This window comes from Allocatelliglobosispora scoriae (assembly GCF_014204945.1).
GTDB lineage: Bacteria > Actinomycetota > Actinomycetes > Mycobacteriales > Micromonosporaceae > Allocatelliglobosispora > Allocatelliglobosispora scoriae.
In genome coordinates this window covers 492,637-507,312 of sequence record NZ_JACHMN010000002.1, presented here as the reverse complement: position 1 = coordinate 507,312, position 14,676 = coordinate 492,637, and the positions used below count along the sequence as shown (strand labels likewise).

The following is a 14,676-nucleotide window of genomic DNA, read 5'->3' as shown; positions in this document are numbered from 1 at the left end:
ACACCGCTGCGGCCGTCCGGGTTCCGCAAAGTTGATCCTGACTTTGGTTGCGGTTTTCGCGGCGTGTCCAGCATTAAATTCAGGGGCGGGGCTTGGTTCGGCCGGACGGCTTCGCCTTCATCGGGTTGTCGGGCCACGGGTGGTTGGGGTAACGCCCGCGCAGCTCGGAGCGGACCGACAGGTATCCGTTGCGCCAGAACGACTCCAGGTCCGCGGTGACCGCCGCCGGGCGGCCCGCTGGGGAGAGCAGGTGCAGCGCCAGCGGGAAGCGCCCGCCCGCCAGCATCGGCGCCTGCGTCGAGCCGAACATCTCCTGCACCTTCACCGCGAGGAACGGCGCCGCCGGATCGGTGTAGTCGACCCGGATCCGCGATCCGCTCGGCACCTCGATGCGGTCGGGGGCGTACTCGTCGAGCTGGGCGAGCTGCGCCCACGGCAGGAGCCTGCGCAGCGCGGCCGCCACGTCGATGCGGGACAGGTCCTTGCGGTTGCGGGCCGTGGCGAGCGCGGGTCCGAGCCACCCCAGGTCCGCGAGGAGCGACGCGTCGTCGACGGCGGGCCACGGGTCGCCCAGGGCGTGGTGCAGGAAGGCGAGGCGTTCGCGGACGCCGGTCGCGTCGGGGGTCCAGCGCAGCAGTTTGAGTCCCTGGCGGCGCAGTCCCTCGCCGAGCGCCGCCGCGACGAGCTGCGGGTCGGGCTTGGCCAGCGGGCGGTCGGACAGGACGATCGCGCCGAGCCGGGTGCGGTGCCGCGCGAGCACGTCACCGTCGGTCCAGGTCACCTCGCCGCCGTCGGCGTAGAGGGCCTCGGCGGCGAGCTTCGCCGTCTCGGCGTCGATGGGCGCGGCGAGCCGGATCCGCGCGGCGGCGTTGCCCGGCTGCCGGTCCGCGTCGGCGATGGCGATCCACTCCACCCCGTTGAGCGAGGTGCCCTGCGCCAGCTCAGCCGCGGTCCCGCCGGTCATCAGGTAGACGCGTCCGCCGGCCGTGCGGACCCGGCCGATGCGTTCGGGGAAGGCGAGGCCGACGATCAGCGCGGCGGCGAGGTCCCCGGACCAGCCGCCGGTCGACGGGTGCGACGCCATGCCGCCGCTCAGCCTGCGGGATTCGGTGCGCCACGCTGCGGTGGCGGCCGGGTCGGCGTTGTCACGCAGGCGCCGCAGCGCCGCCGGGAGGTCGTCGGTGCTGGTCCGCACGTCGGCGGAGAGCAGCGCGACGACCTCTGCCGCGACCCGGTCGCCGACGATCGCCGCCCCGTCGAGCAGCGCGCGGGCGAGCCGCGGGTGCGCACCGACACCCGCGATCGCCCGGCCGCGTGCGGTGACCCGGCCCGCTTCGTCGAGCGCCCCGAGCGCGGTCAGGGTGGTCCGGGCGACCTGCGCGGCGGCGGCGGGCAGCGGGTCGAGCAGGGCGAGCCCGGTCCCGTCGGTCTGCCCCCAGCACGCCAGGTGCAGCACGAAGGCGGTCAGGTCGGCGCCGGCGATCTCCGGGTCGGCGAAGGCGGGCAGCCGGTCGTGATCGCGTTCGGACCAGCACCGATAGACCCGCCCCGGCGCCTCCCGCCCGGCCCGCCCGGCCCGCTGGGTGGCCGCTGCCCGCGAGGCCCGCACGGTCACCAGGGCGTCAAGACCACGACCATGATCGGTACGCGGCACCCGCGCCAGTCCGGCGTCGACGACGATCCGCACCCCCGGCACCGTCAGGCTGCTCTCCGCGACGGCCGTGGCGAGCACGATCCGCCGCCGGGGACCCGGACGCAGGGCGTCGTCCTGCACCGAGGAGCCTTGCCGCCCGTGCAGGCTGAGCACGTCGACGTCCCGCAACCCGCCGAGGCGACCGGCGACCCCGCCGATCTCCCCGGCCCCGGGCAGGAAGACGAGGATGTCGCCGGTGCCCTCGGTCAGGGCACGCCGGATGACGGCGGCGACGTGGTCGAGCAGCCGGGGGTCGACCCGCAGCCCGTAGGGCGCGTCGACCGGGCCGGTCGGCGGTGCCCAGACCACCTCGACGGGGTGGGCGATCCCGGCGGCGCTGACGATCGAGGTGCCGTTGCCCATCACCGAGGCGAGGCGCTCGGCCTCCGCCGTCGCCGAGGTGGCGAGCAGCATCAGGTCGGGGCGCAGGTGGGTGCGGGTGTCGAGGGCGAAGGCGAGGGCGAGATCGGTGTCGAGGTGGCGTTCGTGGCATTCGTCGAGCACGATCGCCGCGACACCGGGCAGTTCCGGATCCCGGTGCAGCCGCTGGACGAGGACGCCGGTGGTGACGACCTCCACCCGGGTCTCCGCGCTGGTCCTGCTGTCGCCGCGGACCGTGTAGCCGACGAGGCCGCCGGTACGCGTACCCGTCAGGGAGGCCATGCGCGAGGCGGCCGCGCGGGCGGCGATGCGCCGGGGTTCCGCGACGATCACGCGGCCTTCGACCTGGTCGGCGAGGGCGAGCGGGACGAGGGTGGTCTTGCCGGAGCCCGGCGGAGCGACGAGCACTGCCGTGCCGGTGTCGCGCAGCGCGGCGAGGAGTTCGGGCAGCGCGGCTCGGACGGGCAGGTCGACCTCGGGCAGCATGCAGCCAGTCTGCCTGACGCTCTGGCGGCGGCGGCTTGGCGGTGACATGGCATGCTTCTGATGTTGACGACGACACCAGCGAGGGAGATGACGATCATGGAAGGGCGCAGGGTCACCATCGCTGCGATCGCCGAGGAGGCCGGGGTGTCCGTGCCCACGGTCTCGCGGGTCCTCAACGGGCAGGCCGACGTCGCGCCCGGTACGCGTGAGCGGGTCGAGCGGCTGCTCCTCGACCACGGCTACCAGCGGCGGAACAACCGGTCCCGACCCAGCTCCAACCTCATCGACCTCGTCTTCAACGACCTCGACAGCCCTTGGGCGGTGGAGATCATCCGGGGTGTCGAGGAGGTCGCGCACGCCGAGGGGATCGGCACCGTCGTCTCGGCGATCCACCGCAAGACCGCCGCCACCCGGCAGTGGCTGCAGAACCTCAAGGCCCGCGCCTCGGACGGCGTCATCCTCGTCATGACCGACCTCGCCCCGCCGATCTACGCCGAGCTGCAGCGCAACAGTGTCGCCACGGTCGTCATCGATCCGGCAGGGGTGCCGTCGCTCGCCGTACCCACGGTGGGTGCGACCAACTGGGCGGGCGGGATGAGCGCGACCCAGCACCTGATCTCGCTCGGCCACCGGCGGATCGGCATCATCGCCGGGCCCAAGCGGCTGCTCTGCAGCCGCGCCCGGCTCGACGGCTACCGCGCCGCGCTGGACGCCGAGGGCATCGCCTTCGACGAGGCGCTCGTCGCGCAGGGCGACTTCTACCCCGAGACCGGCTACTCCGGCGGGCTGGCGCTGCTCGACCTGCCGGAGCGGCCGACCGCGATCTTCGCCTCGAGCGATCAGATGGCCTTCGGCGTCTTCGAAGCGGTTCGACAGCGCGGTCTGCGGGTGCCCGACGACATCAGCGTGGTCGGCTTCGACGACCTGCCCGAGGCGAAGTGGTCCTCACCGCCGCTCACCACCGTGCGGCAGCCGCTCGCCGAGATGGGGATGCTCGCGGCCCGCACGGTGCTCAAGCTCGCCCAGGGTGAGCCGGTCGAGACGCCGAGGCTGGAGCTCGCCACGCAGCTCGTCGTCCGCGACAGCACGGCACCCCTCACCCGCTCCTGAAGGAATTCTCCGGCACTTATCGATTCATTGGCACTTATTGACATTCATGGGTGTCGAATATACGTTCCCCGCATGCCCCCACGCCTGCTGCGTGCCGCCGCCACCGCGGTCACCGCGCTCCTGCTGATCGGCCTGTCACCGCAGGTCCCGGCCGTCGCTGCCCTCGCCGCAGCCCCCGACAAGGGGCCCGTCGGGTGGGACGTCTACCGGCGGCTCGACCGGCTGCCGTCGCTCGCCGCCGGGGCGCGGACCGCGCAGTTCTCCGGCTTCGGGCGCGACGGCTCCAACGACGACGGTTTCAGCGGCGCCTACTCCTGCCTGCGGACCTCCGGCGGATGCGTCCTCGCCGAGGACGCCGGACCCGGCGAGGTCGAGTCGATCTGGTTCACCCGCGACAACGGCGACGTCACCGCGACCGGCTGGATCCGCATCGAGCTCGACGGCGTCACCGTCGTCGACACCGGCTTGCAGAACCTCGTCAACGGCGGCCTCGGCGCGCCCTTCAGCTTCCCGCTCGTCACCAACGCCGACCAGACCTCCGGCGGCGTCACGGTCAAGGTGCCGATGCCCTACCGGCAGTCGATGCGGATCACGACGCAGCACAACCCGCTCTTCTACCACGTCGGCTTCCGCCGCTTCGCCGACGCGGACGGGGTGACGACCTTCAGCCGCGCGGACCAGGCCGCCGACGTGCTCGCCACGCTGCGGGCCGCCGGAACGAGGGACCCCAAACCGGCCCAGCCCGGGGCGACGACGAGCAGCGCCACGGTCACCGTACCCGCGGGCGGGCAGGCCACCGCGGCGAACCTCACCGGCCCCCGCGCCATCAGCGCGCTGCGGATCCGCATCCCCGACGCCGCGGCGACCCCGGCGCTGCTCGCCGGGCTCCGGCTGCGGCTCACCTTCGACGGGCGGCGCACCGTCGACTCCCCGGTCGGCGAGTTCTTCGGCGCCGGACTCGGCGAGCGCACCGTCCGATCGCTGATGTTCGCGATGGATGCCGCCCCCGGCGGGTGGTATACGGCCTGGTGGCCGATGCCGCTGCGCAACTCGGCAGCGGTCATGCTCGCCAACACCACCGGACTCGGGGTCAGCGGGGTCGTCGTCGAGGTGACCTCCGCACCGGCTCCGGAGTGGACGGACCGGCTCGCCGCGACCGGCGACGCGGGCTACTTCACCACCCAGTCCGCACGCGCCGAGACCGTCCTCGGCCGGGACTGGACCGTCGCCCAGCAGGCCGGGCGCGGCCGGCTCGTCGGGGTCACGCAGACGATGCGCGGCCACATCACCGGCGGCAACACCCGCAACTACCTCGAGGGCGACGAGCGCATCCACGTCGACGGCTCGGCCTCACCGGTGTGGCACGGCACCGGCACCGAGGACTTCTACGAGTCCGGGTGGTACTTCAACCGGGGCGAATACTCCGGCGTCTTCACCGGCAACACCGCGCACCAGTTCCGCTCCGGCGGCTGCGCCGACGAGTGCGACGCCGCCTACCGGCTGCTGATCGGCGACGCCGTCGGTTACTCGACGGGGCTGCGGTTCGGCATCGAGCACGGACCCGCCGACGACATGCCCGCCGACTACGGCTCCACCGCCTACCTCTACACGCAGACCACCGCCGGTTCGGCCCGCACCGACACGGTCGTCGTCGGCGACGCCGCCAGCCGCTCCGCGCACTCCTACAGCGACGGCGGCACGCAATCCGCGCTCACCTCGGTCTTCGAGGGCGACGACGACACGGCCGTCGTGACCGGGCAGGTGCGCGCCACCGGCTCGCCGATCGGCTTCCGGCTCACGATCAACCCCACCAACTCCGGGGTACGCCTACGTCGTACCGCCGATCAGCAGGCACCCGGCCAGCGGGTGGCGGTGACGGTCGACGGCATCCCGGCGGGCACCTGGCTGCAGCCGCTCGGCAACGGCGTCCAGCGATGGCTGACCGACGAATTCACCATTCCCGCCACCCTGACCAGCGGCAAGTCGGCGATCACCATCACCCTGACTCCGGTCGCGGGCGCACCGGCGTGGACGGCTGCCCGCTATGACGCCCTCCCGATCGTCACCCCCTACGCCGACACCACCGCTCCCGGCATCGTCACCGGGCTCGCGATCGGTGCCGGGCGGGTGCACGCGCTGAGCCTCACCTGGGCGGAGCCGGCCGACGACGTGGGCGTGGCGAGCTACCGCGTCTACGCCTCGCGCAGCTCCGATGTGCCCGTCGTCGCGGGCAACCTGGTCGGCACCGTCGCGTCGACCGGGTTCCGGCACGGTCCGCTGCCCGCCAAACAGACCTGGTACTACCGGGTCGTGGCCGTGGACGCCGCCGGGAACGCCGGACCCGCGTCGGGTGCCGTGGGGGCGGGGACGCGTACCCGCAACAGCAGTGACCTCAACGCCGACGGCCGGGACGACGCGCTGCGCTTCACCCGCGCGGCGGCCGGGGATGTCTTCGCGGCCCTCTCCGACGGCGGCCGGTTCGGTCCGGCGGCGCCACAGTGGCACGACTTCTTCGCGATCGACGCCGAGGTCCCCTTCACCGGCGATGTCAACGGCGACGGCCGGGCCGACGCGATCACCTTCACCCGGGGCGGCGGCGCCGACGTGTACGTGGCGCTGTCGAACGGCTCGTCCTTCGGCCCGGGGGTGAAGTGGCACGACTTCTTCGCCGTCGGCACCGAGATCCCGCAGGTCGGCGACGTCAACGGCGACGGACTCACCGACATCGTCACCTTCACCCGGGGCAGCACCGGCGATGTCTACGTGGCGCTGTCGAACGGCTCGTCCTTCGGCCCGGGCGTGAAGTGGCACGACAACTTCGCCTTCGGCACCGAGACGCCCGCACTGGGCGATGTGGACGGTGACGGGCGCGACGACATCGTCACCTTCACCGGCGGCAGCGCGGCCGACGCGTTCGTGGCCCTCTCCGACGGCACCCGATTCGTGCAGAACGCCTGGAAGTGGCACGACCACATCGCACCCGGCACCGACCTGCCGACGCTGGCCGATGCCGACGGGGACGGCCGGGACGATGTGATCAGCTTCAGCCGGGGCAGCACCGCAGACGTCTTCGTCTCGCTCTCCGACGGCGGCCGGTTCGTCCAGGACACCTGGAAGTGGCACGACAACTTCGCGATCGGGGCGGAGACGCCGGGTGTCGGCGACTTCGACGGCGACGGCCGGGCCGATGCGGTGACCTATACCGGCGGCACCCCAGCCGATGTCTACGTCTCCCTGTCGGATGGCGGCCGCTTCGTGCAGAACGGCTGGAAGTGGCACGACCAGTTCGCCTCCGGCACCGACCTGCCCCGCCCCGGCCTTCCGTGAACCGTGCGGCGATCGAAGACATCCAGTACGTTCACTCGGACAGCCTGGGCGGGGCAGGCGGTACCGAAGGGAACACGATGGTCAGCAGAATCGCAGTCGCCGTTCTGGCGCTGCTCACCGCAGTTGGTTCAGTGGCACCGGCACAGGCAACGCAGGCGTCGGCGATGCCCGTGGCGGCCGTCATGAGAGACCCGGGTCCGGGGTTCGACGACAGGTATGTCGTCGTCCTCCGCGACGGCGCCAACGGCCAGGCCGCGGAGCAGGCCGCGCTGAGCAACGGCGGCCAGATCCACTTCCGCTACTCGGTCGCCCTGCGGGGCTTCGCCGCGACCCTGGACGCCACCGCGCTCGCCGCGGTGCGCGCGCAACCCGCCGTCGCCTACGTCCAGCAGGACAAGCTCGCGCTGACGGCCGACACCGCGGCCAGCTGGGGTCTCGACCGCGTCGACCAGCGCCAGTTGCCGCTCAACGGGCAGTACACCTACACCGCCACCGGGTCCGGGGTGCACGCCTACATCCTCGACAGCGGGATCCGCAAGACGCACCAGCAGTTCGCCGGGCGGGTCGGCGACGGCTGGGACTTCCTGGAGAAGGACTCCGACCCGCAGGACTGCAACGGCCACGGCACCCACGTGGCCGGCACCGTCGGCGGCACCGACTTCGGCGTGGCCAAGCACGTGACCCTGCACGCGGTGCGGGTGCTCAACTGCGAGGGCGCGGGGGCGATCTCCATCGTGCTCGCCGGGATCGACTGGATCACCGCCAACGCCGTCCGCCCCGCCGTGGTGAACATGAGCCTCGGCTGCAAATGCAGCTTCCCGCCACTCGAGACCGCGGTGCGGGCCTCGATCGCCAGCGGGCTCACCTACGCCCTCGCGGCGGGCAACAACAGCGTCAACGCATGTGACTTCACCCCCGCGTCGGTGACCGAGGCGATCACCGTGGGCGCCACCGACCGCCTGGACCGGCAGTCCTCCTTCAGCAACTGGGGACCGTGCCTGGACATCTACGCGCCCGGCGAGGACATCACCTCCGCGTCCATCGCCGGTGACACCGCCAGCGAGATCGACCACGGCACGTCGGTGGCGGCGCCGCACGTGGCGGGGGCGGCCGCGCTCTACCTCCAGTACCATCCTTACGCGACACCGCAGCAGGTGCGCGACGCCATCGTCGGCCAAGGCACGGTGATCGACTCACCCGTCATCCTGCTGCACACGCTGTTCCCGCTGCCCCGGGCGATCGTGCGCGGCGACTTCGACGGCGACGGTCGTACCGATCGCGCCGTCTGGCGACCGGGCAACAGCACGTGGTACGTCGCACCGAGCGTGAGCGACGGCTCCCCCTACAGCATCGCCTGGGGCGCCACGGGAGACCGGATCGTGCCCGGTGACTACGACGGCGACGCCAAGACCGACGCGGCCGTCTTCCGCCCGTCGACCGGCACATGGTGGATCCGGCGCAGCACCAGTGGCTCGGCCGATGTCGTCACCTTCGGCCAGGCCTCCGACGTCACCGTCGCCGAGGACTTCGACGGCGACCGGCGGACGGACATCGCGATCTGGCGGCCCTCGGACGGTACGTGGTGGATCAGGCGCAGCTTCGACGGCGCGGTGACGGCGGTGGTGTTCGGGCGCAGCGGTGACGTGCCGGTCGCCGCCGACTACGACGGTGACGGCCGGGCCGATCCTGCGGTCTACCGGCCGACGGAGAACGCCTGGTACGTTTTGCGCTCGACGGACAGCGCCACGGTCCGCCAGGTCTTCGGCAGCGCAGGTGACCGCCTGGTCCCCGCCGACTACAACGGAGACCGCAAAGCCGACCTGGCCGTGTGGCGCCCCTCGGACGGGACCTGGTACATCAAGCCCAGCACGGGCGGCAGCTTCTACGGCATCCGGTTCGGGCAGGCGGGCGACCGGGTGGTGCCGGGTGCCTACTTCGCCGCGGGCAGCACGGGCCCGGCGGTCAACCGCGCGAACGGTGGAGCGGCCGACTGGTACATCCGTGACACGGGCGGTGCGGTGACCGTATCCACCTACGGCCTGGCCGGCGATGTTCCGGTGCTGGCCGGTTACCTGCCCAGTTGACAGCGACATCCGGTCTGCCCAGCTTTATCCGCCGAGCAGACCGGATGTCGAACCGCATCATTTCTCGACGAGCGAATTCGACGTGGCCGTGCTCTCGGCGACGACCGGTGGAAAGGCCGGGCGCATACGCAGAGTCGCCCGGTCGGCGCTCAATTCACGGTCGAGCACGCTCCTGGATCGTCCGGATACGCAACGCTGACGAACTTCAGCTTGCCGCGGGTCTCCGGACCGTAGCCGCCGTCCGGATTCGCGTGGATGAGCGACTGCACCTCGCGCAGCGCCTGCTCGGTCTGCGGCCCGAAGCTCAGGTCGGTGCCGATGGACTTGTTGTAGCACACGCGTAGGGCCTTCTGGAGCGCCCAGACACCCCAGCTGTAGCTGCCGCGGTGCATGAAGCAGACGGTCGTCTCCGCTGCTTCCGCGTACGGCATCCAGATGCCGCCGCTCGCGCCGGCAGGCAGGACATTCCACCGAATCGTGCACTGCGGCGTCACACCGGCGGCGGCGGGCGTGCCCGTGCCGACTGCGATCGAGCCTGCCAGCGCCACAGCCATCGCGACCCCGAGCACTCTGCGAAGCATCATCAGTCTCCCCTCCGTTCCGCGGCGGGATGCCGCGGCATTGAACTAAGGGTCGTCGATGCCTTGCGTTGGTCCCAGGTGTTTCGGCTCCAGCCGAAACACCTGGCCGCAGCGAGGGTGCGCATCGACACTCATCGCATCGACTATCCGTCCATCGGGGAGGCAAATCTTGCTACGCATCAAGGCAATGCTCGCTGCGGTCGTCATCGTCTTTGCCGGCCTCGCGGTCAGCCCGGCGTCCGCCCACGCCGCCGTCGAAGCCAACTGCTACTGGTACAGCGGTCAGTGGGGCAGGAACTCGAACTGCGACAACCAGAACTTCTTCTACGCCAGTGCCTGTGAGCTCGAGGGCCCCAAGGACTGGGGACTGTCGGTCAACATCGGCCTGAACGTCATCGTCTACCTGGACTACGTCTGGGGCAACGGCGGCTGCCGGTCGGCGCGGGCGCGCATGACGATCTACGGGCCGGTTCCGCCCGGATCGAACTGCTATGTCAAGATCGCGCGGGACTCCGACAACAAGACGCTGTACACATCGGAGCGCTACCCCGGCGACTCCGACGAGTACCAGTACACCAACATCCTCTACGACGCCGGTGTCACCTCGTACGCCTGGGGTTACTGCTCCCGGCCGGGTTACGGCACGGTGAGCGGCCGCACCGCCAGCAAATGACGGTTCGTGGGGGGAGCCAGCGAGCAGTTCCCCCCACGACCATCGCTCCTCAGACTGGAGCTAGCAGTACTGGGCCCTGACGACGTAGGCGAGCGACGACGGGGACGGGCTCGACGCGCAGTCCACGACGCCCTGCGTGTTCACGCCGAAGCTCCGGGTGGTGCCGCTGCCGACCTGGCTGGACGCCGTGCCGGCGGCGTTGCACTTGTAGCGCTTCCACGAGCCCCTGGCGGAGCGGTTGCCCTGGAAGAAGATGGCGATGTGGTTGTTGGCGAGGGTGCCGGTGACGCTCTGGCTCACCGTGCTCGTGGCCGACCCGTTCACCGCCAGCGAGGAGCCGAGGGTGGCTCCCAACTGGAGGATCTCCACGGATGCGCCGGCGGAGACCCCGGTGGTGATGGTCGAGCCCGCCGTCAGTTTCGCGCGGAACGATGCCGCCCTGGTCCAGGTGACCGTGGCGCCGGAGTAGTTCTCGTACCGCGAGGCGTGGGTGACGGCCCACGGCTGGGTGGCACCTGACCAGGTGTTCCACATGTAGTTCGGGTCGCAGACCGTCGGCGCGGCCTGTGCGGGGCTCGACACCGCGAGCGGCGCGACGGTGGCGGCAAACCCGAGGGCGATGGCAGCCAGCCAGCGCTGTGTACGCATAGGAGGGTGCACCTTCCGTAGATTGAAGATCGCCGAGGTGGCGGAAGCCGATCTTCGAGGCGTGCGTCATGATCTGTCCAGTCGGCGTTTCTGCCTACTACCGCAGTCCATATCCACGTGCGAGGTTGACCTGATGCATCCAGCGGCGGCGACTGTCAACGGTGCGCGGACGCATGCGGAGCTGGTGCTCATCAAGGGGTCTGCCACCCTGCGGGCGATCCAGCTCTCGGTCGGCCTGCCGGTGCTGCTGTTCGGCGGATTCGACGACTTCCGGTCGACGACGGTGATCGTCGGCAGCTACCTGTCGGGGGTGGCCTGGTCGGCGGTGATGTTCACGATGGCGCTGCGCCGCCGCCGGGTCGCGCTGTCGTGGGTCCTGGCCGACCTGGCGCTCGCCGCGATCTGGCTGTTCACCGTGCCGCAGATGTGTGTGGCTTCGTGCGCGAGCGGCTGGCAGCTGTGGGTGGTTCCGCCGGCGGTCGGATCGGTCACCCTGGCGGCGATCTTCATCCAGGTCGGTATCGCGGCGGTCGGCACCGTGACCGTCGCCGTGGCGTACACCGCGGGGATCTGGGCCAACGCGGCCCGGACCGTCGGCATGTCCGCCGACACGGTCGGCATGATGGCGGTGAACGTGTTCTTCATGCTGGGGTTCGGGGTGCTGGGCTGGGTTCTGGCCCGGCTGCAGCGGGCCTCGGCGTGGAAGGTCGATCTCGCCACCGCGGACGCGATCGAGGCACGAGCCCGGGAAGCGACCGCGCGCGCCCGCTACGACGAGCGGACCCGGCAGTACGACGTGCTGCATCAGACGGTGCTCACCACCCTGAACAAGATCGCCCGAGGCGGGCTGGACCACCGTGCCGATGAGGTCCGCGCGCTGTGCGCACGGGACTCGGACTTCCTGCGCGGTCTGATGACCGGTGCCGACGACATCGGGCCGGGTGACTTCGTCGGCGCGCTGGCCGGGGTGGTCCGCGACAAGCAGGCGCTCGGGCTGCGGGTGCACTCGCAGTTCCACGCCCTGCCGTCGACGCTGCCACCGCCGGCTGCGTCGATGCTGCTCGGGGCGGCCCGCGAGGCGCTGACCAACGTCGCCAAGCATGCCGGTGTCGGCGAGGCGTGGCTGACCGCCGTCGGCGAGCAGGGCGGTGTGCGGCTGGCCGTCGTCGATCGCGGTGTCGGCTTCGACCCGGCGGCGAAACCGGGCGGGCGCGGGCTGATCCGCGAGCTGCGGCACAGCGTGATCGAGACGGGCGGGACCGTGGACGTCACGTCGGGTCCGGGGCACGGCACGGTGGTGGAGGTGCTGTGGAAGCCGTGATCGAGATTGCCGCGATCGACAACGACCGGATGCTGCTGGAGGGCATGGCGGCGTGGATCGCGAAAGTGCCCGACATCCGGCTGACGGCGACCGCTTCGTCGGTGGCCGACTTCCTCAGCCAGGCCGTCTCGGCCCGGATCGTCCTGCTCGACCTCAACCTGGAGGACTTCTCCGATCCGGTGGACAACGTCGCGAGCCTCGTCGCCGCCGGGTTCACCGTCATCGTCATCACCGTGGTGCCGGACCTGTCCTACATCCTGGCGACGACTGAGGCCGGTGCTGCGGCGTACGTGGCGAAGACCGCCAATCTCACCGTGCTGTCCGACGCCATCCGCGCCGTGGCGCGCGGCGACTCGCCGCTCACCACGGAGCACGCGTTCTGGCTGGGCCGCGATGACCGGCCGGACCGGCCGGAGCTCACCCCGCGCGAGCACGAGGTGCTGGTCGCCTACGGGCGCGGCATGACCGTGGACGCGGTGGGCCGGCAGCTGGGCATCGCCGCCGGGACGGTGCGGACCTATCTGGAGCGGGCGAAGCAGAAGTACGCCGATGTCGGGCGGCCGATCCGGCACCGGGGCCAGTACACCGAGCGGATCCGGGAGGACGCGCTCGGCCGGGAGCGGCTGCCCGGGTCGGGTGCCTCCCCGCCCCCCGTCGGATAGCCCGCGCCGCGGCTCGGTGGTGATCGCGCACTTCCGAGAAACCGCCCCTACCCGGGCGCAAGATCGTGCTTCTTCCCGGAAGTAAGCCCTACCGACATGCTCCGAGGGGAATACTTCCGGGAAAAAGCACGATCTTGCTGTGGGGCCTACAGCGTCGTCTCCCCGGTCAGGCCGAAGAAGTCGTGCCACTTGGCGCCGCCGAGGAACCCGGTCCCCGTCGACAGCCCGACGTAGACGTCGTTGGTGGTGCCCTTGGTGAAGGCGATGATGTCGTCCTTGCCGTCGCCGTTGTAATCGCCGAGGTAGGGGAACTCGCCGGTGAGGCAGAAGAAGTCGTTCCACTTCACCGTCGTTCCGGCGAAGCCCGTCCCGGTGGAGAGGGCCGCGAAGACGTCGCCGTCGGCGTTGCAGGTGAAGGTGACGATGTCGTCCTTGCCGTCGCCGTTGATGTCGCCGACGCGGGGCTGCTCGGCGCCGACGGCGAAGAGGTCGTGCCACTTGAGGCCGGGCCCGAACGACGACCCGTTGGACAGGCCCACGATCACGTCGGACGCCGCGACCGGCCCCTGCGTGAAGGTGATGATGTCGTCGAGCCCGTCGCCGTTGACATCGCCGACCGCCGGGAACTCTCCGGCCGGGGCGAAGAACTCGTGCCACTTGATCCCGGCACCGAACGACGACCCGTTGGAGAGCGCGACATAGACATCCCCGGCGGTGTCGTGGGTGAAGGTGGCGATGTCGTCCTTGCCGTCGCCGTTGAAGTCGCCGACGACCGGGATCTCGCCGCCCGGCGCGAACCAGTCGTGCCACTTCGCCCCGCCCAGGAAACCCGAGCCCGTGGAGAGGCCCACATAGACATCGCCCAGCGTGCCGTGGGTGAAGGCGACCACGTCGTCCCTACCGTCGCCGTTGAAGTCGCCGGACAGGACCGACTCGCCAGACAGGCCGAAGAAGTCGTTCCACTTCACCGAGGTGCCGGCGAAACCGCTGCCGGTGGAGGCGGAGACGTAGACATCGGCGAGCGCCCCATGGGTGAACGCCACGATGTCGTCCTTGCCGTCCCCCGTGAAGTCGGTCGGCGACCCGCCGAGCAGCTTCGGTCCCGGCGGGGTGGTGCCGCAGTTGTCGCTGGTCAGGTAGCGCTGGTTGTAGGAGCCGGGGTATGGCGCGAGCGACACACCGTTGATCGCGATCACCTGGCCGACGCCGTTGAGCAGCTGCTCGTAGTGGATGTGCGCCCCGGACGAGTTGCCGGTGCTGCCGGTGACGCCGATCTGCTGCCCCTGCGAGACGTAGGCCCCGTCGGCGACGGAGTAGGCGGACAGGTGGAAGTAGTAGGTCTTCCACCCGCCGCCGTGCTCGATGGCGATGTAGTTCCCGGCACCGCTGGGCTGCGAGAACCGGTACGCCGTCCCGGCCGCCGACGCCACCACGGGCGTGCCCGCGGTGACGCCGCCGTCGGCGCGGACGAAGTCGAGGGCCTGGCGGACCTCGGCGCTGTGATGGCTGAAGGTCCACCGCTGCCCGCACGGGAAGGGCGCCTTGAAATTGGGTGCGGCCCAGGCCGCCGCGGGCGCCACGACGACCGTCGCGGCGGCGACGAGCCCGGCGAGCGCGAGGCCCGCCAGGTGTCGCAGAAGTCGTCTATGCACTGAGGAGTCCTTTGCGGGGAGGAATGGGAGCCGGGCCGCGAGGCAGGGGCAACCTCGC

At 71.2% G+C, this 14,676-nt stretch carries 10 protein-coding genes; 6 read left to right on the top strand and 4 right to left on the bottom strand.

Annotated features, from left to right (window positions below; translation table 11 throughout):
* Positions 1-79: 79 nt before the first annotated feature.
* Positions 80-2,560 carry an ATP-dependent helicase HrpB gene (gene hrpB, locus F4553_RS08210; protein WP_184834118.1) on the bottom strand — a complete coding sequence of 827 codons (2,481 nt, stop codon included), beginning with the start codon at positions 2,558-2,560 and terminating at the stop codon, positions 80-82.
* 87 nt (positions 2,561-2,647) lie between these two features.
* On the opposite strand from hrpB, the gene F4553_RS08205 reads away from it, so the two are divergent.
* The 3 genes from F4553_RS08205 to F4553_RS08195 all read left to right on the top strand — a co-directional run bounded on the left by F4553_RS08205 (position 2,648) and on the right by F4553_RS08195 (position 9,081).
* Entirely contained in the window at positions 2,648-3,670 is a 1,023-nt protein-coding gene (locus tag F4553_RS08205) for a LacI family DNA-binding transcriptional regulator (RefSeq protein ID WP_184834116.1), read from the top strand.
* Positions 3,671-3,742: 72 nt separating this feature from the next.
* Entirely contained in the window at positions 3,743-6,997 is a 3,255-nt protein-coding gene (locus F4553_RS08200) for a DUF2961 domain-containing protein (RefSeq protein ID WP_184834114.1), read from the top strand.
* 77 nt (positions 6,998-7,074) lie between these two features.
* Complete coding sequence (locus F4553_RS08195) at positions 7,075-9,081, top strand: S8 family serine peptidase (RefSeq protein WP_184834112.1); 2,007 nt, start codon at positions 7,075-7,077, stop codon at positions 9,079-9,081.
* A gap of 149 nt (positions 9,082-9,230) precedes the next feature.
* Here the strand turns inward: F4553_RS08195 and F4553_RS42305 are convergent, their stop codons facing one another.
* Positions 9,231-9,650, bottom strand: a complete 420-nt coding sequence (locus F4553_RS42305; RefSeq protein WP_184834110.1) for a peptidoglycan-binding domain-containing protein — start codon at positions 9,648-9,650, stop codon at positions 9,231-9,233.
* 181 nt (positions 9,651-9,831) lie between these two features.
* Between F4553_RS42305 and F4553_RS08185 the strand changes: the two genes are divergently transcribed.
* A complete protein-coding gene (locus F4553_RS08185; RefSeq protein ID WP_184834108.1) occupies positions 9,832-10,335 on the top strand; it encodes a hypothetical protein in 504 nt (167 codons plus the stop codon).
* Positions 10,336-10,395: 60 nt separating this feature from the next.
* Here F4553_RS08185 and F4553_RS08180 read toward each other — a convergent pair whose 3' ends face one another.
* On the bottom strand, positions 10,396-10,983 hold the full coding sequence (locus F4553_RS08180; protein WP_184834106.1) for a hypothetical protein: 588 nt from the start codon (positions 10,981-10,983) through the stop codon (positions 10,396-10,398).
* 133 nt (positions 10,984-11,116) lie between these two features.
* Between F4553_RS08180 and F4553_RS08175 the strand changes: the two genes are divergently transcribed.
* Both F4553_RS08175 and F4553_RS08170 read left to right on the top strand, forming a co-directional pair.
* Positions 11,117-12,304 (top strand): sensor histidine kinase, encoded by a 1,188-nt coding sequence (locus F4553_RS08175; protein WP_184834104.1) that lies wholly within the window; start codon positions 11,117-11,119, stop codon positions 12,302-12,304.
* Complete coding sequence (locus tag F4553_RS08170; RefSeq protein ID WP_184834102.1) at positions 12,301-12,966, top strand: LuxR C-terminal-related transcriptional regulator; 666 nt, start codon at positions 12,301-12,303, stop codon at positions 12,964-12,966. Before F4553_RS08175 ends, F4553_RS08170 begins: the two co-directional genes overlap by 4 nt.
* Before the next feature lie 146 nt (positions 12,967-13,112).
* Here F4553_RS08170 and F4553_RS42300 read toward each other — a convergent pair whose 3' ends face one another.
* Positions 13,113-14,546: an FG-GAP-like repeat-containing protein gene (locus F4553_RS42300; RefSeq protein WP_376776256.1), complete on the bottom strand. Its 1,434-nt coding sequence runs from the start codon at positions 14,544-14,546 to the stop codon at positions 13,113-13,115.
* Between the last annotated feature and the right edge of the window lie 130 nt (positions 14,547-14,676).

Excerpts from the sequence above, each read along its gene's own strand:
- F4553_RS08175 (WP_184834104.1), top strand. The coding sequence starts at position 11,117 with ATGCATCCAGCGGCGGCGACTGTCAACGGTGCGCGGACGCATGCGGAG.
- hrpB (WP_184834118.1), bottom strand. The coding sequence starts at position 2,560 with ATGCTGCCCGAGGTCGACCTGCCCGTCCGAGCCGCGCTGCCCGAACTC.
- F4553_RS08205 (WP_184834116.1), top strand. The coding sequence starts at position 2,648 with ATGACGATCATGGAAGGGCGCAGGGTCACCATCGCTGCGATCGCCGAG.
- F4553_RS08195 (WP_184834112.1), top strand. The coding sequence starts at position 7,075 with ATGGTCAGCAGAATCGCAGTCGCCGTTCTGGCGCTGCTCACCGCAGTT.
- F4553_RS08180 (WP_184834106.1), bottom strand. The coding sequence starts at position 10,983 with ATGCGTACACAGCGCTGGCTGGCTGCCATCGCCCTCGGGTTTGCCGCC.
- F4553_RS08200 (WP_184834114.1), top strand. The coding sequence starts at position 3,743 with ATGCCCCCACGCCTGCTGCGTGCCGCCGCCACCGCGGTCACCGCGCTC.